General features: G+C 67.7%; 18 protein-coding genes. 10 read left to right on the forward strand and 8 right to left on the reverse strand.

Going from position 1 to position 20,960, the window contains the following annotated elements:
* Positions 1–84 precede the first annotated feature (84 nt).
* The 6 genes from ACILRJ_RS06705 to ACILRJ_RS06730 all read right to left on the reverse strand — a co-directional run bounded on the left by ACILRJ_RS06705 (position 85) and on the right by ACILRJ_RS06730 (position 6,459).
* The gene (locus ACILRJ_RS06705) at positions 85–1,311 is read right to left on the reverse strand and encodes a DUF4340 domain-containing protein (RefSeq protein ID WP_395681640.1); all 1,227 of its coding nucleotides are present in this window, start codon (positions 1,309–1,311) and stop codon (positions 85–87) included.
* Positions 1,308–3,188, reverse strand: a complete 1,881-nt coding sequence (locus tag ACILRJ_RS06710) for a Gldg family protein (protein WP_395681642.1) — start codon at positions 3,186–3,188, stop codon at positions 1,308–1,310. Before ACILRJ_RS06710 ends, ACILRJ_RS06705 begins: the two co-directional genes overlap by 4 nt.
* 13 nt (positions 3,189–3,201) lie before the next feature.
* The gene (locus tag ACILRJ_RS06715; protein ID WP_395681644.1) at positions 3,202–3,936 is read right to left on the reverse strand and encodes an ABC transporter permease; all 735 of its coding nucleotides are present in this window, start codon (positions 3,934–3,936) and stop codon (positions 3,202–3,204) included.
* The gene (locus ACILRJ_RS06720; RefSeq protein ID WP_395681646.1) at positions 3,933–4,871 is read right to left on the reverse strand and encodes an ABC transporter ATP-binding protein; all 939 of its coding nucleotides are present in this window, start codon (positions 4,869–4,871) and stop codon (positions 3,933–3,935) included. The genes ACILRJ_RS06715 and ACILRJ_RS06720 overlap by 4 nt, the downstream gene beginning before the upstream one ends.
* Before the next feature lie 194 nt (positions 4,872–5,065).
* Entirely contained in the window at positions 5,066–5,902 is an 837-nt protein-coding gene (locus ACILRJ_RS06725; RefSeq protein WP_395681648.1) for a DUF3025 domain-containing protein, read from the reverse strand.
* A gap of 8 nt (positions 5,903–5,910) precedes the next feature.
* A complete protein-coding gene (locus ACILRJ_RS06730; protein WP_395681649.1) occupies positions 5,911–6,459 on the reverse strand; it encodes a transporter in 549 nt (182 codons plus the stop codon).
* Positions 6,460–6,786: 327 nt separating this feature from the next.
* On the opposite strand from ACILRJ_RS06730, the gene ACILRJ_RS06735 reads away from it, so the two are divergent.
* Both ACILRJ_RS06735 and ACILRJ_RS06740 read left to right on the forward strand, forming a co-directional pair.
* Positions 6,787–7,290 (forward strand): ECF-type sigma factor, encoded by a 504-nt coding sequence (locus ACILRJ_RS06735; protein WP_395681651.1) that lies wholly within the window; start codon positions 6,787–6,789, stop codon positions 7,288–7,290.
* On the forward strand, positions 7,287–9,980 hold the full coding sequence (locus ACILRJ_RS06740; RefSeq protein WP_395681653.1) for a protein kinase domain-containing protein: 2,694 nt from the start codon (positions 7,287–7,289) through the stop codon (positions 9,978–9,980). Before ACILRJ_RS06735 ends, ACILRJ_RS06740 begins: the two co-directional genes overlap by 4 nt.
* Here the strand turns inward: ACILRJ_RS06740 and ACILRJ_RS06745 are convergent, their stop codons facing one another.
* Both ACILRJ_RS06745 and rimO read right to left on the reverse strand, forming a co-directional pair.
* Entirely contained in the window at positions 9,981–11,561 is a 1,581-nt protein-coding gene (locus tag ACILRJ_RS06745) for a hypothetical protein (protein ID WP_395681655.1), read from the reverse strand.
* An 81-nt stretch (positions 11,562–11,642) separates the two neighbouring features.
* Positions 11,643–12,974: a 30S ribosomal protein S12 methylthiotransferase RimO gene (gene rimO, locus ACILRJ_RS06750; RefSeq protein WP_395681657.1), complete on the reverse strand. Its 1,332-nt coding sequence runs from the start codon at positions 12,972–12,974 to the stop codon at positions 11,643–11,645.
* A gap of 266 nt (positions 12,975–13,240) precedes the next feature.
* Here rimO and ACILRJ_RS06755 point away from each other — a divergent pair, with 266 nt between their 5' ends.
* The 8 genes from ACILRJ_RS06755 to ACILRJ_RS06790 all read left to right on the forward strand — a co-directional run bounded on the left by ACILRJ_RS06755 (position 13,241) and on the right by ACILRJ_RS06790 (position 20,952).
* The gene (locus tag ACILRJ_RS06755; RefSeq protein WP_395681659.1) at positions 13,241–15,295 is read left to right on the forward strand and encodes a diguanylate cyclase; all 2,055 of its coding nucleotides are present in this window, start codon (positions 13,241–13,243) and stop codon (positions 15,293–15,295) included.
* A gap of 459 nt (positions 15,296–15,754) precedes the next feature.
* On the forward strand, positions 15,755–16,432 hold the full coding sequence (locus ACILRJ_RS06760; RefSeq protein WP_395681661.1) for a dienelactone hydrolase family protein: 678 nt from the start codon (positions 15,755–15,757) through the stop codon (positions 16,430–16,432).
* On the forward strand, positions 16,429–16,845 hold the full coding sequence (locus ACILRJ_RS06765; protein ID WP_395681663.1) for an HIT domain-containing protein: 417 nt from the start codon (positions 16,429–16,431) through the stop codon (positions 16,843–16,845). The genes ACILRJ_RS06760 and ACILRJ_RS06765 overlap by 4 nt, the downstream gene beginning before the upstream one ends.
* Positions 16,845–17,570, forward strand: a complete 726-nt coding sequence (gene pxpB / locus ACILRJ_RS06770; protein WP_395681665.1) for a 5-oxoprolinase subunit PxpB — start codon at positions 16,845–16,847, stop codon at positions 17,568–17,570. Before ACILRJ_RS06765 ends, pxpB begins: the two co-directional genes overlap by 1 nt.
* Positions 17,567–18,532 carry a biotin-dependent carboxyltransferase family protein gene (locus tag ACILRJ_RS06775; RefSeq protein WP_395681667.1) on the forward strand — a complete coding sequence of 322 codons (966 nt, stop codon included), beginning with the start codon at positions 17,567–17,569 and terminating at the stop codon, positions 18,530–18,532. The genes pxpB and ACILRJ_RS06775 overlap by 4 nt, the downstream gene beginning before the upstream one ends.
* Positions 18,529–19,305 (forward strand): 5-oxoprolinase subunit PxpA, encoded by a 777-nt coding sequence (locus ACILRJ_RS06780; RefSeq protein ID WP_395681669.1) that lies wholly within the window; start codon positions 18,529–18,531, stop codon positions 19,303–19,305. Before ACILRJ_RS06775 ends, ACILRJ_RS06780 begins: the two co-directional genes overlap by 4 nt.
* The gene (locus tag ACILRJ_RS06785) at positions 19,302–19,994 is read left to right on the forward strand and encodes a DUF969 domain-containing protein (protein ID WP_395681671.1); all 693 of its coding nucleotides are present in this window, start codon (positions 19,302–19,304) and stop codon (positions 19,992–19,994) included. Before ACILRJ_RS06780 ends, ACILRJ_RS06785 begins: the two co-directional genes overlap by 4 nt.
* Complete coding sequence (locus ACILRJ_RS06790) at positions 19,981–20,952, forward strand: DUF979 domain-containing protein (protein WP_395681673.1); 972 nt, start codon at positions 19,981–19,983, stop codon at positions 20,950–20,952. The genes ACILRJ_RS06785 and ACILRJ_RS06790 overlap by 14 nt, the downstream gene beginning before the upstream one ends.
* Positions 20,953–20,960: the final 8 nt, after the last annotated feature.

Below are 20,960 nucleotides of genomic sequence, written 5' to 3' on the forward strand. Positions count from 1 at the left end.
ATTTCGAGACCATTCCACCTTCCCGCATCCGTCACATCCCGGCTTGCGCCGGGATGTCGTACAGCATTGTGCGGCGTGATCCTCTCAAGCCTTCTTCTTGAGCGGCTTCGCCGCATCGGCTGCCGGCTTCTTGTCTTCGAGCGGCTTCAACAGGTCGGACATCGACTTGTTCATGTTCGCGTATTTGTAGGCCGGCAACACGAACGTCCAGCCGCTGAAGCGTGCGTTGAGGTCGGCGACTTCCTTGTTCAGCGCGGCGAGGCGCATCTCGCGATCCTTGGCGGGGTCCTCCACCGAGGCCGGCTTCGCCGGCGCGACGGCGGCGTCGGCCTTGCCGTCCTTCTTCGCCGCCTCGTCCGCCGCGATCGCCGCGTCGTAGTCGGCCTTCGCCTTCGCCTGGTCGGCCGCGATTCCCTTGTCCGCCTGCGCGGCATCGAGCGAGGCGACGAACTGGGCGTAGTCCTTGCCGTCCTTCTCCCACGCCGTCACGTCGACGACGAGGCCGTCGAACGTCGCGTAGCGCGCCTTGAGAAGCGCATCGCCGGGGACCGCGTCCTTCGTCGGCAGGACGTCGTCGAATCGCAGGCCCGCCAGCGTCGAGGCAAGGCCGTTGATCGCGAATTCGCCGCCCGACTCACGCCCCTTCGGCACGTCCACGAGCACGTAGTTTGCATCGCCGCGCGCATTCTTCGTGACCATGGCGCGGCTGCCGTCGGCGTGCGTGATCGCGATCGAGGCGATACGCGTTGCCGCGAGGTCCGCGAGGTCCTTCTGCAGCCAATCCGCGGCGCCCTTGTCGACTGTCAGCGTGCCGGACGCCAGCCAGCTCTCCGGCTGCCCGGAGGTGCGCGCGTAGGTACCACCGCGCGGATCGGTGTTGCCGATGACGAGCTTGAGCGGCTGCGCAAGACCGTCGAGCTGCACCTCGACCCCCTTGGCGTCCTTGGCCGCGACGTCCTCGACGCCGAGCACGGCGTACTTGTCCTTGTTCGAGGTCTTCTGTTCGAGCCGCCTGGCGTCGGCGAGCTTGAGCAGGAACGCGCGCAACTTGCCGGTATCGACCGGATAGCCACCCTTCTGCGCCAGCGTCCAGCCATTCGCGCCGCGCTCGAGCGTCGCCAGCACCTTGCCCTCGGCGCCCGTCACGACGACCCTGTTCACATCATTGACGTGATCGCGCAAGGTGGGCACGAGCCATCCCGAGGCCTCGACCGTGTCGCTGCGCGGGCGGCTCGAATGATTCAGCGCGATCGCAGCGACGATCGCGAGGAGCGCGGCGATGACGAGTCCAATCAGCGTCTTCTGGTTCATGCGTGGGCTCCCTGCGCCGCGCGCCGACGCTGCCTGCGCCACCACGCAAACCCGAGCGCGGCAAACGTGACCAGCAGCGGCACCAGCACGATGTTGATGATCTTCAGGCGCGTGCCGAGCGATTCGATCTCGGCATCGAGCTGGCGACGCACCTGGCGCAATTCCTTGCGGATCTCGAGCTTGCGTGTCATGAACTTGTCCAGCTCGGCCTTCTGCTCGGTCGAGAGTATCTGCGCCTGCTCCTGGCTCTTTGCGCTCTGCAATTCGGTCAGCTTGCGCTCGGTGTCCGACAGCTCGCGCTGCAGGTCCTGCTCCTTGGCGCGGAAACGCTCGTCTGCATTGCGCTTGATCGCTTCGACCGTGGTGAACGGGCGCTGCGACGTGGCGCGGCCACGGATCGAGATAAGGTCGCTCGAGCCGGCGAGGTTGTCGAGCGCGTTGACGGCGAAATCACCGTTGTTCGCGAACGGATTCATGATCTGCTGGCCGAGGAACGCGCGCATCTGCACCCACATGCGGTCGCTCAGCAGGTCGGTGTCCGCGACCAGCACGATCTGGCCGTTCGCGTCCTTCGCTTCCTTCAGTGCGCCCGCGTCGGTGCGCTCCGGGAACGCGGTCTTGAACGTCCCGGAGAGGCGCGCGGCGATCACGAACGGCGAACCGGCGGACTTGTAGCCCTGCAGCAGGCTCGAAGGATCGCCGAGCATGCGCAGGCGATCACTCGGCACGCTCATCGCCTCCGAGGTCGTCTGCAACAGGGGCACCAGCTTCTCGTCCTTGGCATCCTTGGCCAGATCGAAGCTGCCAGCGGTCGACACGTTGATGGTGTCGAGATTCGTCGTCAGCACGTCGTCATGGTTCAGGTCGGCTGCGGTCAGCCCGAGGATGCCCGGATGGCGCACCGGCGCACTGCCCTCGGCGAGGCTGATAGGCAGGCCGCGCGCGCGATCGATCACGATCCGGTGCGGGTCGTACTCGACACCCCAGGCCTTGAACAGCTTTGCAAGGTCGGACGACTTGTCCGCCATCATGCCGGCCATCGGGTTGTTCGGGTCCGCACCGCTGTCGTCGAGCTCGGCGCTCGGATCGACGAATACGAGCAGGTGCCCGCCACGCAGCACGAACTGGTCGATCGCGAATTGCGCGTCGTCGGACAGTTGCTTCGGATGCACGACGATCAGCACGTCCATGTCCTTCTCGACCGCCTTCAGGGTCGCCGCGTCGACCGTCTTCATGTCGAACAGCTGCGACCACTGGCTGTAGACCGCCCATGGCTGGCGCATGCGCTGCGTCTGCGGGTCGAATCCGGCCGCGATCGGCAAGCCCGACAGCAGCCCGACCACCGGCTTCTTCGGCGTTTCCAGTTCGTGGATCAGCTTCGCGATGTCGTATTCGAGGAACGCTTCCTTGCCGGGGTCGAGGAACGGGATCGCGGCATGGCCATTGGTCGAATTGGTTCCGGCGAGACCGAGGAACACCTTGTCGCCGGCGGCCGAAACCGGGACCGACTGCATGCCAAGGCTGGTCGCGCGATCCTCGTCCTCGGAGAACGGCAGCGGATCAACGACCGAGAGGCGCAGCTTGCCGCCGGAGCGTGACGCCATCTCCTGCAGCATCTCGTGCACGGTCGTGAAGTAGGTGCGCAGCTGCGGCACGTCGGCGCTGCCCTTGTCGGAGAAGAACAAGGTCAGGTCGAGCGGCTCGTCGATCGATTTCAGGATGTTCTTCGTGCCGTCCGACAGCGTGTAGAGATGGTTCTGGGTGAGGTCGGCGCGCGCGCCGCGGAACGCCACGTTGACCAGCAACATGACGGCGACGAACAGCGCCGCGAGTACCGCCAATGCGGTGCCGGAGAGTGCCTTGCGATTGAGTTGCATCGTCTTCTTCTCCTCAGGCCGCTTTCTTCATGTCGATGACGACCGCTGTCGCGTACAGCCAGACCCCGATCATCAACACGAAATAAACGAGATCGCGCAGGTCGATGACGCCCTTGCTGATCGACGCGAAGTGGGTGAGGAAACTGAGTCCGGAAACCGCATCGGCCAGGCCCTGCCCGGCGATCGCGCGGATCGCATCGAGCACCAGCGGATAGCCGGCGAGCAGCAGCAGGAAGCAGATCACCACGGTCAGGATGAACGCGACGACCTGGTTGCGCGTCGACGCCGACAGGCACGAACCGATCGCGAGGAACGCCCCTGCCATCAGCAGGGAACCGAGATAACTCGCGAAGATGACGCCGTTGTCGGGACTGCCGAGGTAGTTCACCGTCAGCCATATCGGGAACGTCAACACCAGCGCGATCGCGATGAATGCCCACGCAGCGAGGAATTTGCCGAATACCGCCTGCCACATCGTGACCGGCAGGGTCAGCAGCAGTTCGATGGTGCCGCTCTTGCGCTCCTCGGCCCACAGGCGCATCGACACGGCCGGCACCAGGAACAGGTACAGCCACGGATGGAACGTGAAGAACGCCTGCAGGTCCGCCTGGCCACGCTCGTAGAAATTGCCGAGGTAGAACGTGAACGCGCCGGACAGCAGCAGGAAGATCACGATGAACACGTACGCCACCGGCGTCGAGAAATAGCTGCGCAGCTCGCGCTTGAAGATGGTGAGGGTGCCACTCATGTGCGTGCCTCCTTGCCCGCGCCCTGGGTGATCGTGCGGAACACTTCGTCGAGGCGGCCCGGCTCCAGCGCGAGTTCGCGCACGCTGACGTCCTGGGCCTTCAACGCGTCGCCGACTGCGACGAAGATCGACCGGCCCGGCTTCGGGAACGCGGTAATGCGGTTGTCCTGCGGATCGACCTCGATCGCGGCGATGTCGGCGACCCTCGCCAGCGCGTCCTTCGCCTGTTGCAGGTTCGCCGCGGTCAGCGAAACCGCCTGGTGGTAACGCGAGCGTGCTTCCAGCTCGGACGGCGTTGCATCGGCGAGCACGCGCCCGCCGGCGATGATGATCGCGCGCGTGCAGACCGCGTGCACTTCCTCGAGCAGGTGGGTCGAAATGATGATCGTCTTGTCGCGCGCCATCGAGTTGATCAGCGTGCGCACTTCCTGCTTCTGGTTCGGATCGAGGCCGTCGGTCGGCTCGTCGAGGATCAGCACCTTCGGATCGTGCAGGATCGCGCCGGCAAGGCCGACACGACGCTTGAAGCCCTTCGACAAGGTGTCGATCGGCTGCTCCAGCACGCGTTCCAGATGCAGGCGACCCACCGCGTCGTCGACGCGCTTCTCGCGCAGGTCGCCGGACAGCCCGCGCACGCTCGCGATGAAGTCGAGGAACTCGCGCACGCTCATTTCACCGTAGCTCGGCGCACCTTCAGGCAGGTAGCCGAGCACGCGCTTCGCTTCGAGCGGCTGCCGCTCGACGTCGAAGCCGGCAACGGTCGCGCTGCCGGATGTCGGGCTGAGGAAGCCGGCAACCATCTTCATCGTGGTCGACTTGCCGGCGCCATTCGGCCCGAGGAAGCCGAGCACCTGGCCGGGCTCGACCTTGAAACTGATCGCATCAACGGCGGTGAAACTGCCGTAGCGCTTGGTGAGTTGTCGGGTTTCGATCATCGTCTTCGCTGCACCCTGTTGACGGACATGGCGATCCACGCACCCACGAAGGCATGCGGGGACCAGAACCCCCAGTAGTTGGCGCTCCTGCGTCGGCCGACGACGTTCGCGAACGGGCAAGCCCGCCGGCATCGCAGCGACCCCGGACGCAGGGCGCGCGGAAAGATACCGCAAACGCCGCGGAAAGTTCCCGCTCAGTCGATCAGATCCGAACAAGGGGCCGGATAGCGCCGACCGGCGCGCAACGGGCGGAAGCAAGGCGCGTCGCGCACGAACGCGTCCGGTGCGTGCGGATCATGCCAACCCGGGATGCCCGCGAGTGGCAACGGACGCAACTCCTGCGGATCGGCGAGCAGCCGTCCGCTGCGGATCTGCGCGGCGACATGCGCTTCAGCCTCGCGCCAGCGGATCACGATCGCCGCGGGGCCAACCCGTGCCGCGAGTTCGACCGACGGCACGCGAACCACGAGGCACTTCGCCACCGGCATCCGGTGGCCATCCCAGACATGCTCGACCAGTGCGTGACCGAACACGCTGACCGCGATCGAACGACCCCACGCGCTGCGCTCCCGCACGAACAAGGCCGACCAATCGTGTGCATCCCAGATCGGCACCAATGCGTCGTCGGCCAGCCAGACGATGGCACCCGCCTCGTCGAAGTGGGTGAGCGCATATTGCCCGCGCGTGCGTTCGCGCGGACCGACCTCGGCAATGCCTGCGACCTGGCGCGCGTTCAACGCCCATTTGAGTTCCGGATGGCGCAACCACACGAGCGCGTTGAACACGTCGTGGACGCCCTGCTCGCGGGTCGCAAGGACGCCGCACGTGGCGATGCGCTCTTCATAGTGCAGTCCGTCCGCGAGCAGGGCGGGCGTCTGCGCGCGAAACGCGGGGCGCGCGATGCCGTCGCGCACCTGCATGCATTGGCGCCGCCCTTCCAGCTGGCCGAGATCGGGCAGCTCGCCGGATCCGACCCAGGCGCGCAACAGCGGATGTTCCACGGTTTCGCGGCCATCGGCGCGAGGCAACACGGCCGCACTCACGGATGCGCACCTGCGAAGCAGATCGAGATTCCGAAGCCCGCCTGCCAGTCGGTCGTCGCGCGATCGAGTGCACGCAGGAACGACGCATCGAGTTGCACCCTCGGCGTCAGCATCCACGTGACGCCACCGCCGGCCTCCCGCGCATGCAGGGCGCCGGTGCCGAAACCGCTTTCGATGTAACCACCGAGATGAGCATGCAGCGGAAAACCGTAGGCGACGGCGACGAGGTTGCCATTTCCGTCATCGGCCCAACGGCGATCTGCGTAAAGCGAGACGCTGCGCCCGTCGTCTGCCGTCCATGCCATCGAGGCACCAAGGTCATGCTCGTGCACGTGGCCGCCGATCGGCGCACGGCCTGCCGGCACGACGAAGGTCGCGAGCATCGCGAACGAGAACGCGCCGGAACTCCATGGCGCGACCTTCGCGCCGATCCGCGCGTCGCCACCGCCGCTGGCGACCGCGTGCGCGCCACTCGGCGCATGCACGTCGAGGCGACCCCAGCTGTCGGCGCCGAGCTGCAGCTCGATGCCGTCGGCAATCCACAATGAACCAGGCTGTCGGCCACGTACGCGGTCGAGCGCGTGCCCGACGTCCGATCCGTGCTCGCGTCGAACAGGCCCTGCTCCGCCGCGCAGCTCCCGCCGGGCAGCGTCGATGCAGCGAACGCGAGCCCGGGCCGGTCGAATGCCGGCACGTCGTCGTCGGCACGCGCGAACGCGCCGATGACGAGGAACGCGACTGCGACCATTGCCGGTACTCGTGGGTGCATGCGCCGCCGCTCTGCTCGCCAGTTGTCATCCTAGCGCGCCATCCGCGTCGACCGCTTGTCCTATGATGGGTGCCGGCGCCCGTCCACCCGGTCGATGACTTCCATGCCCGTCGCGTCGCAGGATCCGCTCTATGCCGCCGCCTACGCGGAACTGCATCGGCTGGCGCGCCGCGAGCGCCGACGCGTGGGTGCTCCCGCGACCATCAATACGACCGCGCTGGTGCACGAGGCATGGTTCAAGCTCGGGCGCAGCGAAGCAGGTGCGGAGGTCGAGCGCAGCGATTTCCTCGCGATCGCCGCGCACGCGATGCGCCAGGTGCTGGTCGACCATGCGCGGCGGGTGAATGCGCAAAAGCGCCGCCACGTCGCCGTAACGCTCGGCGAGGCGGAACATGAGCCGCCAGCATCAATCGCCCTGCTCGATCTCGATGCAGCGCTCAATGCACTTGAAGCGATCGATGAACGGCTCGCACGCATCGTCGAGCTGCACGTGTTCTGCGGGCTCGAATTCGCTGAAATCGCGGAATCCGAAGGCATTTCCGAGCGCAGCGTATTCCGCCTCTGGCGCACCGCGCGCGTGTTCCTCATGGACGCGCTCGCAGCATGAGCGCGCACCGCGCCGATTGGCCGCGCCTGCTCGATCTGTTCGAGGGCGTCGTCGACGCGCCTGCGACCGAACGTCGGCGCGCGCTCGACGAACTGGCCTCCCGCGAACCGCAGTTGCACGCCCGGCTGCTGCACCTGCTCGACCTTGACGGGTCGTCCGGCGACTTCGCCGGCGACGTGTCGCGCTGGCGCGATGCGCTGATCGCCGAAGACGTCGTCGACGATGACGTACCCGAGCGCATCGGACCCTGGCGCATCGTGCGCGAACTCGGTTGCGGTGGCATGGGCCGCGTCCACCTCGCCGAGCGTGCCGACGGCGCCTATGAACAACGCGTCGCGCTGAAGCAGGTGCGCGGCGAATTCACCAGCGACGCGGCGGTTGCGCGCTTCGTGGCCGAGCGGAACATCCTCGCGCGGCTCGACCATCCGTGCATCGCAGCGCTCGTCGACGGCGGCGTCGACGATGCGGGACGACCGTGGTTCGCGATGCAGTACGTCGACGGCGTGCCCCTGCCCGACTACTGCGCTGCGCACGCCAGCACGCTCGCGCAGCGCCTGCGCCTGTTTTGCGACATCTGCGATGCGGTCGCTTATGCGCATCGGCAATTGATCGTGCATTGCGACCTGAAGCCTTCCAACGTGCTGGTCGATGCAAGCGGCCAGCCGCGCCTGCTCGATTTCGGCATCGCGCGCCTGCTCGCCGACGAAGCCGCCGGCACGATGCCGACGCAACTGCGTGCGTTGACGCCGGCTTATGCCGCGCCCGAGCAACTCGCCGGCGAACCGGTCGGCATCGCCAGCGACGTCTACGCCCTCGGCGTGATGCTGCACGAGTTGCTCGTGGGCCAGCGCCCGTACGCGTCGACGGTCGATTCAGCCGCGGCGTTGGCCGTCGCGCATGCGAAGGGCGAACCGCCGCCGGCCTCGCGCACGGCCACGGCTACAGGCCCCGTGATGCCACGACGCCTGCGTGGCGACCTCGACCTTATCGTTGCGACTGCGCTGCGCCACGATCCGGCCCATCGCTACCCCGGCGCCGATGCGCTTGCCGACGACCTGCGACGCCACCTGGCCGGCTGGCCGCTTCGCGCGCAACGCGACAGCGTGCGCCATCGCCTGCGGAAATTCGTGGCTCGGCACCGCATCGCAGTGCCGCTTGCCCTGCTCGCCACGATTGCCTTGCTCGCAACGACATCGGTCGCGCTGCTGCAGTCACGCGATGCCCGGCGCCAGGCCGAGCGCGCGGAATCGGTGCGCAACTTCCTGCTCGACCTGTTCAGGCAGGCCGACCCGGATCGCAGCGGTGAAAGGCCGCTGACCGCGCGCGAATTGATCGATGCCGGTGCACAACGCGTGCAGCGAGGTCTCGGCAGCGATCCGGACACCCGCGTGGAATTGCTCGGCGTGGTGGGAAACCTGTATTCGTCCCTTGGCCAGGTCAGTGCCGCGGCCGACATCTACGAGGCGCGACTCGTCCAGGCACAGCAGTTGTACGCCGCGGGTGATCGACGCGAAGTGCTGGCACGGCTGGACCTGGCCCAGTCGGAAAGCGAACGCGACCACTTTGAACGCGCCCGGGAACTCGCGCAAGGCGCACTCGCCGAACTCGAACGAAGCGGCGGCAGCAACGACCTGTTGCGCGCGGATGCCTACGCGCGTCTCGGCTGGACCGAAAAGCTGGCGGGCCGCTACGAGCAGGCCGCCGATTGGCAGCAACGACGCATCGCCCTGCTTCGCATCGCCGCTCCAGGCAGTACGGAACTCGCCGGCGCGCTCGATAGCCTCGGTGCGGTACGGCACGCCCAGGGGCACTACGACGAATCGGCGCAAGCCTATCGGGAAGCCCTGCAGTTGGCCGAGGCGCATGCCGATTCCCCGCCTTCCCTGCTGCTCGGGATTCGCTACGACCTCGCCCTCGGCGAACACGAAGCCGGGCACTTCGAGCAGGCCGACCTGCTGTTCAAGCGCAATCTCGAATTCGCGCGCAACGTCTATGGCGAAGAACACCACACGGTTGCCGACCAGCTGTACCAGATCGGGCAGAACGCCCGCCAGAGTGGCCACGAAGCGGACAGCCTGCCCTGGTTGCGCCAGGCCTTGGCCATCTACGAGCGACTCGACGGTCCACGCCACAGTCGAGTAGCCACCGCCTTGACCACGCTTGCGCAAGCGCAGCTGCGCAGCGGCGAGCCGTCGCAGGCGGTCACGGGCTTGGAACGCGCGTATCGCATCTACCTCGACACGCTTGGCCCGAAGCATCTCTACACGGCGGTCGGCGAGACCGCGCTCGCGCAGGCGAAACTCGAGACCGGGGATGCGACCGGCGCCGAGGCGACGTTCCGCGATGCCCTCGCGAAGTACGCCGACGCCAATCCCGACCACATCTATGTCGAAGCCGTGCGCAAGGGCCTCGGCGAGGCGCTGCTTGCCCAGCATCGCCCGCACGAGGCCGAACCGCTCCTGCGCCTGGCCTATGCGCACGTATCGGCGAAGTTCGGAGGGGCGGACCAGCGCAGCGTCGGCATCGCGATCACGCTCGCGAAGTGCCTTCGCGCAATGGATCGCGCGCGCGAAGCCGGCGAGCTGCTTCAGACCACGCGCGCCGATGTCGAGCGGGGCGCGGATACGCCGACGCGCTCGCGCAATCTGGACAAGCTGAAAGCCGCACTGGATTCGCCGGGACGCGATTGACTATGGCAACACGTCCCCGAGGCCGTCACGGAAGATCACGTCGTTGGTGAGTACCCGCGCAATCGTCCAGTCCGCGATCGGTCCTTCACCGAGTATCTCGCCGTCGAGGTTGCCCGCTACGACGATGTGCCCGTGGTTGTCGAACGCAATCCCCGTGGCGGACTCCGCACCGACGAGCGCACTCGGAAAATCGAGGCTGAGGATCGCCAACCCGAGGCCATCGTTGCCGAAGCTGGCATCGCGGGAAAAGTCGGCGTTGAACCGGATCAGGCCCGTATCGGACGGTGCGTGCGCGGCATCGGTCGTCCCCGCCCAGCCTGCGACGACGAGTTTGCCGTCCGGCTGGCGCAGCATCGTGTTGATCGTGTTGTAGATGCCCGGAAAAGCGAGCGACTGGAAGTACGCGAAGGCGTCCTGGCGCGTGCTGGTTCCTGCACCCGTTACCTCCGCGAGCGCGTACGTGCTGGCGAGGCCCGGCGTGCCGCCGCCGAGCGCGCTGATGAAACGGTTCTCGCCGCCGATCACGACGCCGTAGCCGACCTGCTCGTATCCGCTGCCCGGGCGCGCGACCGCGGCGTTGCAGAAGTTGTCGCCCTCGTTGGTGCTGCCCGCCGGGAAGTCGATGTCGACCCGGCCGCTGCCGCCGCCGAAATTCGCATCAACCGAGAACTCCGCGTCGAACAGCGAGCGCCGCAGCGCGAAGACTCCGCAGTTGCGGTTGGAGAGGTCCGGATAGTTCGCATGCGTGACCGTGCCGACCAGGTAAAGCTCCTCGTGCGCGGGAATGAAGCAGCCCTGCCCGCACGACGTGCCCGGAATCTCCTCGCGCACGATCGCGCTGGCCCAGTCGTCAAGGCTGCCGCCGGCGTCGAACGCGGCACTGCGCGAATACAGGAATCCGCCGTCGGGGTCGAGCGCGAGCAGGTAGAAGTCCCGATCGGAGGCGTTCACCACGATCATGTTGCCCGCAGCGTACAACGTGCCGTCCGTGCTGATCGCGAGCGCCGACAACGCGGTGCGTGCATTGCCGAGGAAGAAGCTGTTGCTGCTGCCCCCGAACGAAATGTCGGCGTAGCCGGTCGGCGTGAGGCGCTGCATCCACGCGTAGTTGACGCCGGATTGGGTGATCGTGCCGCCCCAGACGATGCGCCCGTCACCGAGAACCTTGACGAACGCCGGACGGCAGTCGACCGAGCCGCCGTTGAAATTCTCCAGCACGGTGCCGTTCGAGGAAGGACCGAACGATGCGTCGGCCGCTCCATCCGGCCCCACCCGCAGCAGGGAGCAGGCGAACTGGCTGCCGCCGCCATAGGCGTTCCACGCACGACCGGCCACCAGGATTCGCCCATTCGCCTTCACGGCGACGGCCGCACTCTCGTCGCGGTCGGTGGACGGCGCGGCACCGCCGCGATCCCAGGCGTAATCCCACAAGCCGGGACGCCCGAACGAATACGTCGTATCGCTGAGCGGAGGATTGAACGACGGGTCGAGCGAGCCGTCGCTATTGGCGCCCGCGAGACCTATCCACGCCCCTGCGGCCCACACAAGGGAGTACCTCAGGACGTTGTTTGTCCGCTTCATCGCCAGCCTCCCGCTGCCTGCACCACGTACTGGATACGCAGGACTGCGGCGTGGACTGCCAGCGAACCATGGACGCGACGCTCAGATCGGGGTCGCCACTGCCAGGCGCCCGATCAGGTCGTGCTCGTCGGTGTGTATGATCTCGACCTCGACGAACTGGCCGGGCTTGAGCTTGTGCCCGTCATCGATGCGCACGATGCCATCGATCTCCGGCGCATCGGCTTTCGATCGCGCGATCGCGCCATCCTCGTCCACTTCGTCGACCAGCACCGTCTGGCGCGTACCAACCTTGCGCGCGAGGCGCGCCGCCGAGATATCCGCCTGCGTTTCCATGAAGCGCTCCAGGCGTTCTTCCTTGATCGCGTCGGGTACGGGATCCGGCAAGTCGTTCGCCCTCGCGCCATCGACCGGCGAGTAGGTGAATGCACCGACGCGATCCAGCTGCGCCTCGTGCAGGAACGCGAGCAGCTCCTCGAACTCGGCTTCGGTCTCGCCCGGAAAACCGACGATGAAGGTGCTGCGGATGGTCAGGTCCGGGCAGCCCTTGCGCCAGGCCTGCACGCGCGCGAGCACCTTGTCGACCGCACCGGGGCGCTTCATGAGTTTCAGGATGCGCGGGCTCGCGTGCTGGAACGGGATGTCGAGGTACGGCAGGATTTTCCCATCCGCCATCAGCGGGATCACGTCGTCGACATGCGGATACGGATAGACATAGTGCAGGCGCGTCCACACGCCCAGTTCCGCGAGGCCTTCGCACAGGCCATTCATGCGCGTCGCGCGCACCTTGCCGCGCCAATCGCGTTCGGCGTACTTGAGGTCTACGCCGTAGGCGCTGGTGTCCTGCGACACGACCAGCAATTCCTTGACGCCACCCTTGACCAGCTTCTCCGCCTCGACCAGCACCTCGTCGACCGGTCGCGAAACCAGGTCGCCGCGCATCGAAGGGATGATGCAGAACGTGCAGCGGTGGTTGCAGCCTTCGGAAATCTTCAGGTACGCGTAATGCTTCGGCGTCAGCTTGATCCCCTGCGGCGGCACCAGGTCGAGGAACGGGTCGTGCTTGGGCGGCAGTGCCGCATGCACCGCGTTCATCACGCTGGCGTAGTCCTGCGGTCCCGAGATCGACAGCACGTCCGGGTGCGCCTCGCGGATCACCTCGGCGCGCTTGCCGAGGCAGCCGGTGACGATGACCTTGCCATTCTCCTCCAGCGCCTCACCGATTGCGTCAAGCGATTCGGTCACCGCCGCGTCGATGAAGCCGCAGGTATTGACCACCACGACATCGGCGGAGTCGTAGTCGGGCACGATGTCATACCCTTCCACCCGCAACTGGGTCAGGATGCGTTCGGAGTCGACGAGGGCCTTCGGGCAGCCGAGGCTGACGAAACCGACCTTGGGATTGCGGCGTGACATGGATATCCGGCGGGTGACCTGCAACCGCCCATTTTATCCCTGAATCGGCGCGGGCGGCCATGTCGGCATGCGTCTGCGCCCAGTCGGTCGGTAAGAAGCGGCTGGCCCGCTCCTGCCAGGTCGGAAGCGCGCTTCCCTGCTAAGATCCATGCGGCGCCGCGCCACGCGGCCAGCTCTTGTACGGCCGGCGGGGGACGGGCCGCGCGATGCATCGAGGGTTGTTCCTGTCCGGCGGCCGGCTTGCAAAGCGGATGCTCGCAGTTTCATTGACCATCGCCACCGCGTTGATCGGACCCTACGCGGACGCGGTCGATTCCACCTTTCCACTTGCACGGCTCGCGGCCGGCAGCCGACATGCTGCGGCCAGCGTCGAAAGCGTGCTGGCCGACAATGCGACCTTGCTGCTCGCGCAGGCATTCGCCGGTACGGCGGCACGGCAGGCCTTGCTGAGGGCGGTCGGTTATTTCTCGCTCGCGCTCGATGTGCCGGAAGTCGCCGATCGCCAATGGACGAGCGCGCTGGAGATTGCCGCTCGGAACGGCGACTCCGCGGCGATGCTCGAACTCACCGAACTCGCGATGCAGACCTCGGTCGCGCTTGGCGACTACGAGCGCAGCAGCCGGCTTGCTGAACATCTGCGCACGCAGGCGCAGGCAAGTCACGAGCCGTCTACAGAAGGACAGGCGGAAAACGCGCTAGGCGTGATCGCGCGCAGGCGGGGCCAACTCGACCAGGCATTCAGCCACCAGCAACGGGCGGTCGCCCTGTTCAAACGGGCCAACGACGGCATCGGCGCCATGCGCGCACTGTCCGACCTCGGCACCGTCATGCGCGACCGCGGAGATTTCGCCGGCGCCCTGAAGGCACAGCTCGAGGCAACGGCGGAGCGCGAACGCTCCGGCGATCGCCTCGCCAACGTCTACCGGAACCTCGCCCTGCTGTATCGCGAGATAGAGGACATCTCGGCCTCGCGCACGTACTTCCAGCGCGCGCTGCAGGAAGCGTTGCGCGACGGCGTGCCTTCGACCTATGCATCGGTGACCGGCGCCTATGCCAGCCTGCTCAACGACGTCGACGAATACGATGCGGCGCAGAAGGCGGCGAACGAGGCACTGGCCATCGACACCGCGCTCGGCGATCGCCCGCACCAGGGTTTCGAGCACCTGGAAATCGGTCGCGCGCGAATCGGGCTCAAGGACACCACCAGCGCACTGCTCGAACTCGAACAGTCGCTCGCGATCGGACGCGAACTCGGCCAGCGCGAACTGGTCGCACGCTCGCTGCTGCACCTGACCGAGATCTCGCTCGGGCAGCATGACAAGGTGCGTGCGCGTGGCCTCCTCGACGAGGCGATCGCGGGCCTCGAAGCGACCCGCCTGCGGCCGCAACTGGCACAGGCGTACGCGCTGCGCGAGCAGCTCGCCCGCGCGGAACACGACGACACCGACGCACTGCGTTTCGCCCACAAGGCGGCGGTCGCGCGCGAGGAACTGATCGGAATCCGCGCCAGCCGCCAGCTCGCCGCGCTCGAAGTGGCGCACGCACGCTCCGACTCGGAGCAGCGCCTCGCCATGCTCGCCAAGGACAACGAATTGCAGTCGGCGCGACTGCAGGCGCAGTCGCTGCAGCGTCGTCTTGGCGGCATCGCACTCGCCGGACTGGTGCTCGCCCTCGTGGCGCTCATCTGGCGCTATCGCGGCATCCGCCGCCTCAACGATGCCCTCGGCGTGCGCAATGCCGAGATCGAGCGCCATCGCGCCGCGCTCGGCCATGCCAACGACGCGCTGCAGAAGCAGGCTGCCGACCTCTACCTGGCCGCAACGACCGACGCACTGACCGGCGTCCTCAATCGCAGCAGCCTGCTCGAACAGCTCGACCGATGCCTGCCGGAATGCGAAGCGGGTGCGAAACCACTTGCCGTCATGCTGATCGACTTCGACAACTTCAAGCAGATCAACGATCGCTGCGGCCACCTGTTCGGCGATCAGGTGCTGGTGGCCGGCGCGCGCGCGATGCGCGAACGGCTGTCCGACGAAGACCTGCTCGGCCGCTTCGGTGGCGAGGAGTTCATCGTGATCGCCTGCAATCGCGACCCGGAGCAGGTGCTCGCGTTGGCGGAGCGCCTGCGCGAGGACGTCGCCGCCCAGCTCGCATGGACCGCGCCCGAACTGCGTTCGATCGCGACGATCAGCATCGGCCTGACCTTCCTCGCCGACTTCGAACCGCCGACACGCTCGGCCGCCCTGCTCGAGGCCGCCGACCGCGCGCTCTACGACGCGAAACGCGACGGCCGCAATCGCGTGCGGCGGTACGCCGCGTAGCGCGTTGTGGTTGCCTTTCGCGAGAACCGAGCCGCATCCCTGCGCGTTCGTCCCGCATCCCTGCGGGCCGGTTACCTTCTCTTGCTTGTCCAAGAGAAGGTAACCCAAGAGAAGGACACCCCCGCGGCAACGCCCGCAGGGCATCCTGCCCTGCGGGTGCGTGAACGCCGGCCGAGGTTCGCCGATAGCGCATCCATGCGCTGACGGCGAACGCGCGCGCATCGTGCGCGCGCCCCTGCGGGCTTTTTCGTCCGCCGTTCACCGTTGCCGAAGGGGACCCCGGATAGAAGCGGCGCGCTCCTGCGCGCAGAAGCTTAGCAGCAGCAACGTTCACCTCGCGCACAGGCGTTCATACGGGCGAATAACCCCGCGGGCGCAGTGCGATCAATAGCCTGCGCTCGGACTCGCATATTCGTGCCGCGTCGCTTAGCCTTCGTCTTCCACGACGGAGCCGGAACCATGGGCCACGCAATCCAGCTCAACACCACGCGCCTGCATTGCATCGGCGCCTGGCTCGCGCGTCCCGAAGGCAAGGCGAAGGCCGGACTGGTAGTGGCGCAGGAAATCTTCGGCGTCAACGCGCACATGCGGGCGGTCGTCGATCGCTTCGCCGCGCACGGCTACGTCACGATCGCGCCGGCGTTCTTCGACCATGTCGAGACCGGTGTCGAGCTCGGCTACGACCAGGAAGGGTTCCGCCGCGGCCGCGAACTGGCTGGCGAAGTCGGGCTAGCTCGCGCGGTCGAGGACGTCGCCAGCGCCGCCGAAACGATCGCATCGGCGGGTCGCATCGGCTGCGTCGGTTACTGCTGGGGCGGCACCGTCGCCCTGCTTGCGGCCACGCGGCTCGGCTTGCCCTCGGTCAGCTACTACGGCGCGCGCAACGTGAATTTCCTGGGAGAGGCGCCGCGCGCCCCCTTGATGCTGCACTTCGGCGAGCGCGACGCATCGATCCCGGCCGAGGCGATCGACAAACAGCGCGCCGCATGGCCGCAGGCCGAGCTCCACGTCTACCCGAGCGGCCATGCCTTCGATCGCACGGTCGACCCGAACGCCTTCGACCCGTCCAGCGCCCACCTCGCGTTCGAGCGCACGCTGGCTTTCTTCGACCGCCACCTCGCGACGGAATCCGCATGAGTTTCCAGCTCGACCCGCGCCTTGCCGGCGATACCCACCTGATCGGCGAACTCGGCCTGTCGCGCCTGTTGCTGATGGACGACGCACGCTATCCGTGGCTGATCTTGGTGCCGCGCATCGCCGGCGCACGCGAGCTGTTCGATCTCGACGGCAGCGACCGCGCAACCCTGCTCGCCGAACTCGATACGGTCGGACGCGCCCTCGAAACGCTGCTGCGCCCGGACAAGTTCAACATCGCCGCGCTCGGCAACGTCGTGCCGCAACTGCACGTGCACGTGGTCGCCCGCTACAGCGCCGACGCCGCGTGGCCGCGGCCGGTGTGGGGGATCGGCGAACGCGTGCCGTACGAAGGCGGGGCGCTCGCGCGGCGCGTTGCCGAATTGCGCGAGGCACTGGCGACCGTGCTCGGCTGATGCCCGTGCGACCGGCCGACGCCGCACCGTCGTTCGAGCCGCTCGGCGAATCGACCCTGCTGGTGCGTTTCGGCTCATGCATCGATGCATCGCTCAACGCGCGCGTGCATGCGACCGTCGCCGCGTTGCGCGCGGCGGCGTTGCCGGGTGTCGGCGACATCGCGCCGGCGTACGCGAGCCTCGCCCTGCGCTATCACCCAGCAACATGGGCGGAGGGCGGCGCGAGTCCGTGGCGCAACCTCGCTGGTGCGGTCGGTGCGGTGCTCGCGCACGCGCCTGCTTTCGAAGAGGCGAACCCGCGCACGATCGTGATTCCCGTCCGCTATGGCGGTGAACATGGGCCCGACCTCGAGCCGCTCGCGTCGCTGCTTGGCCTTTCACCACGACAACTGGCCGAACGCCACGCGGGCGGCGAATACCGCGTCGCGATGCTCGGTTTCGCGCCGGGGTTTCCGTACCTGCTCGGCCTCGATCCCGCGCTGCACGCGCCGCGCCTGGCGAACCCGCGCGTGCGCGTGCCGCGCGGTTCGGTCGCAATCGGCGGCGCGCAGACCGGCATCTATCCATCCGAACTGCCGGGTGGCTGGCAGTTGATCGGGCGCACGCCGCTTGCATTGTTCGACGCCGCGCGCGAGCCCGCCTGCCTGCTCGCGGCTGGCGACGCGGTGCACTTCCGCGCGATCGACGAGATGGAATTCGCTGCGCTGGAGCAGGCGCCGCGATGAGCGTGCGTGTGCTGAAGCCGGGCTTGCTGACGACGATCCAGGATGGCGGGCGGCGCGGTTGCGCCGCTTCCGGCATCGGTAGCGCCGGCGCGATGGACGAGGTCGCACTGCGCCTCGCCAATGCGCTCGCCGGCAATCCGCCGGACGCCGCCGCACTCGAATTCTCCCTGCTCGGCCCGGTGCTGCAGTTCGAGCGTGCGGCGACCGTGGCACTGTGCGGTGCGGTGGTCGATGCGCGTATCGACGGCAATGCCGTGTCAGGCTGGAAGGCCTTGCACGTCGGCGCGGGCAGCACGCTGGATTGTTCGCGCATGCCGCACGGTGCCTACGCCAGCCTCGCATTCGCCGGCGGAATCAGCGTCCCGCGCGTGCTCGGCAGTGCATCGAGCGACGTCAATGCGGGGCTCGGTCCGCGCGCGCTGCGCAGCGGCGACCACATCGAACTCGATGCACCGAACCCGCCTGCCGGTGCGTCACGACGCCGCGGTCCCGCGTGGACGCTCGATCCGCGACCGTGGTTCGACGCCGATCGGGATCGACCGATCCGCCTGGTGCGCGGCAGCCACTTCGACGCGCTCGACGACGCCTCGCGCAGCGCGCTGTTCGAACAGGCATTCCGCGTGTCGGCGGAATCGAACCGCGTCGGCACGCGGCTCGATGGCCCGCGCCTCGCGCTCCACTCGCCGCTCGAACTCGTCAGCGAGGCGGTCGCACACGGCACCCTGCAGCTGCCGCCTGGTGGCCAGCCCATCGCGCTGATGGCCGAGCATCCGACCACCGGCGGCTATCCGCGCATCGGCCAGATCGCCGCGATCGACCTGCCGCGACTGGCGCAGCGACGGCCGGGCGACGCGGTGCGCTTGGAGGAAATCGGCATCGACGAGGCGCAAACGCGATATCTTCAGCGTGAGCGCGAACTCGCGCGCCTGTGCGAATCCATTGCGATGCGGCTGGCCCGATGAACCGGCAAATCGACCTCAACTGCGACCTCGGCGAATCGTTCGGCGCCTGGACCGTGGGCGCCGACGCGGCCGTGATGCCGTACATCAGCTCCGCCAACATCGCCTGCGGCTTCCACGCCGGCGATCCCGACACGATGCGTCGTACCGTCGATCTTGCGTTGCGGGCGAAGGTCGCGATCGGCGCGCACGTCTCGCTGCCGGATCTCGCCGGCTTTGGCCGGCGCGAGATGCGCGTGACGGCGAACGAGGCGCATGCGATGACGCTGTACCAGATCGGCGCGCTTGCCGCGTTCGTGCGTGCCGCAGGTTCGCACCTCGGCCACGTGAAACCCCACGGCGCGCTGTACAACATGGCCGCACGCGATGCGTCGCTCGCCAACGCGATCGCCAGCGCGGTGCACGCGTTCGATCCGTCGTTGCGCCTGGTCGGGCTCGCGGACAGCGAACTGCCGCGCGCGGGAACCCGCGCAGGCCTCGCCGTCGCGCACGAGGCGTTTGCCGACCGCCGCTACCAGGAAGACGGGTCGCTGACCCCGCGCACGCAAGCGGGTGCCGTGATCGACGACATCGACACCGCCATCGCGCAGGCACTCGCGATCGCACGCGGCGAGCCGGTGGCGACGCGCAGCGGTGGCGCACTCGTGCTGCGCGCCGACACGATCTGCGTGCATGGCGATCGCACCGACGCCGGCGAGTTCGCGCGTCGCCTGCATGTCGCCCTGCTCGCCGCCGACGTCGCCGTGGCGAGCCTGCCGACGGAGCGCGTCGCGTGAACTACTGGCCGTTGCTCGGCATCGCGGTCGTGGTCGCCGGATTCGTGGCGCGACGCAATCCGGCCCTCGTCGTCGTGATCGCCGGGATCGTCAGCGGCCTGGCCGCGAAAATGGGTCCGGCCGACCTGCTCGCCGTGCTCGGCAAGTCGTTCGTCGACAATCGCAACCTGCTGCTGGTCGTGCTGACCCTGCCGGTGATCGGGCTGCTCGAGCGCCACGGCCTGCGCGAGCACGCGCGCAAGTGGATTGATGGTTTCCGCGGTCTGACCCTTACTCGTTTCCTCGCCAGCTATCTCGCACTGCGCCAGGTGCTGTCGATGCTCGGTCTGCTCACGGTCGCCGGGCATGCGCAGACCGTGCGCCCACTGGTTGCGCCGATGAGCGAAGCCGCCGCCGAACGCAGCGTCGCAGACCTCGACACCGCGCAACGGGAACGCGTGCGCGCATTGGCCGCAGCGACCGACAACATCGGCCTGTTCTTCGGCGAGGACGTGTTCATCGCGCTCGGCGCGGTTCTGCTGATCCAGGGCTTCTACGCGCAGAACGGCATCGCACTCGAGCCGATCGCGATCGCCCTTTGGGCGCTTCCGACTGCGATCGCCGCCTTCGTCATCCACGTGGTACGCGTGGCGCTGTTCCAGCGCCGCCTCGGACGACGCAAGCAGGACCCCGCGCATGCTGAAGATTGAGGTCGGCTACTGGCTGGTCGGCGCGTTCCTGCTCGTCGCGGCGGGCATGAACCTGCGCGAGCGGCGCTGGTCGATGGGCCTGTTCTGGGGAATCCTCGCGATCGCATTCCTCGCCGGCGACGCGATCCTCGCGGCGCTCGCCGCCGGCTCGCGCTGGCCGGCGCAGGCGATGGGAGTGGGCGTCATCGCGCTCGGCGTGCTTGCCGCCGCCCGCGCCACCGCGCACGCGACGGAGCCGCCCGATGCCGTCGAACGGCGCCGCAGCGAATCGCTGCGCCTCGGCAACCGCCTGTTCCTGCCCGCACTCGCGATACCGCTGGCAACTTTGCTGATCGTGCTCGTCGCACCATGGCTGCACTGGCAATCGACACCGTTGCTTTACGAGAAGCATGCGAGCCTGATCGCGCTCGTGCTCGCCTGCGCAATCGCATTCGCCTACGCGCTGCGCGTCACCCGCGCAACGCCGGCGACCGGCATCGCCGAAGGGCGGCGCCTGCTCGATGCGCTGTCATGGGCGGTGCTGCTGCCGATGCTGCTCGCCACCCTCGGCAGCGTGTTCGCCGCGACCGGCGTCGGCGACGCAATCGCCTCGCTGGTCGCCGCTGTCATCCCGATCGACAACCGCCTGGCCTGCGTGCTCGCGTTCGCGCTCGGCATGGTGCTGTTCACCGTGATCATGGGCAACGCGTTCGCCGCGTTTCCGGTCATGATGGCCGGCATCGGCCTGCCGCTGCTGGTCTTGCGCCACGGCGCGCATCCGGCGGTCCTCGGCGCACTCGGCATGCTGACCGGCTATTGCGGCACCCTGCTCACGCCGATGGCGGCGAATTACAACATCGTGCCCGTGGTGCTGCTGGAACTCTCGGACACGTATGCGGTGATCCGCGCGCAGATCCCGACCGCGCTCGCGCTGCTGCTGTTCAACGTGGTGCTGATGGCGCTGCTGGTATTTCGCTGAGCCTGGAC

Origin of the sequence: Dokdonella sp. (assembly GCF_044227025.1) — a bacterium.
Taxonomy (GTDB): Bacteria; Pseudomonadota; Gammaproteobacteria; order Xanthomonadales; family Rhodanobacteraceae; genus Dokdonella_A.

Coding starts and splice junctions, on each gene's coding strand:
- ACILRJ_RS06765 (WP_395681663.1), top strand. CDS start 16,429: ATGAGTTTCCAGCTCGACCCGCGCCTTGCCGGCGATACCCACCTGATC.
- rimO (WP_395681657.1), bottom strand. CDS start 12,974: ATGTCACGCCGCAATCCCAAGGTCGGTTTCGTCAGCCTCGGCTGCCCG.
- ACILRJ_RS06780 (WP_395681669.1), top strand. CDS start 18,529: ATGAACCGGCAAATCGACCTCAACTGCGACCTCGGCGAATCGTTCGGC.
- ACILRJ_RS06740 (WP_395681653.1), top strand. CDS start 7,287: ATGAGCGCGCACCGCGCCGATTGGCCGCGCCTGCTCGATCTGTTCGAG.
- ACILRJ_RS06790 (WP_395681673.1), top strand. CDS start 19,981: ATGCTGAAGATTGAGGTCGGCTACTGGCTGGTCGGCGCGTTCCTGCTC.
- ACILRJ_RS06775 (WP_395681667.1), top strand. CDS start 17,567: ATGAGCGTGCGTGTGCTGAAGCCGGGCTTGCTGACGACGATCCAGGAT.
- ACILRJ_RS06705 (WP_395681640.1), bottom strand. CDS start 1,311: ATGAACCAGAAGACGCTGATTGGACTCGTCATCGCCGCGCTCCTCGCG.
- ACILRJ_RS06720 (WP_395681646.1), bottom strand. CDS start 4,871: ATGATCGAAACCCGACAACTCACCAAGCGCTACGGCAGTTTCACCGCC.
- ACILRJ_RS06745 (WP_395681655.1), bottom strand. CDS start 11,561: ATGAAGCGGACAAACAACGTCCTGAGGTACTCCCTTGTGTGGGCCGCA.
- ACILRJ_RS06760 (WP_395681661.1), top strand. CDS start 15,755: ATGGGCCACGCAATCCAGCTCAACACCACGCGCCTGCATTGCATCGGC.
- ACILRJ_RS06710 (WP_395681642.1), bottom strand. CDS start 3,188: ATGCAACTCAATCGCAAGGCACTCTCCGGCACCGCATTGGCGGTACTC.
- ACILRJ_RS06735 (WP_395681651.1), top strand. CDS start 6,787: ATGCCCGTCGCGTCGCAGGATCCGCTCTATGCCGCCGCCTACGCGGAA.
- ACILRJ_RS06715 (WP_395681644.1), bottom strand. CDS start 3,936: ATGAGTGGCACCCTCACCATCTTCAAGCGCGAGCTGCGCAGCTATTTC.
- pxpB (WP_395681665.1), top strand. CDS start 16,845: ATGCCCGTGCGACCGGCCGACGCCGCACCGTCGTTCGAGCCGCTCGGC.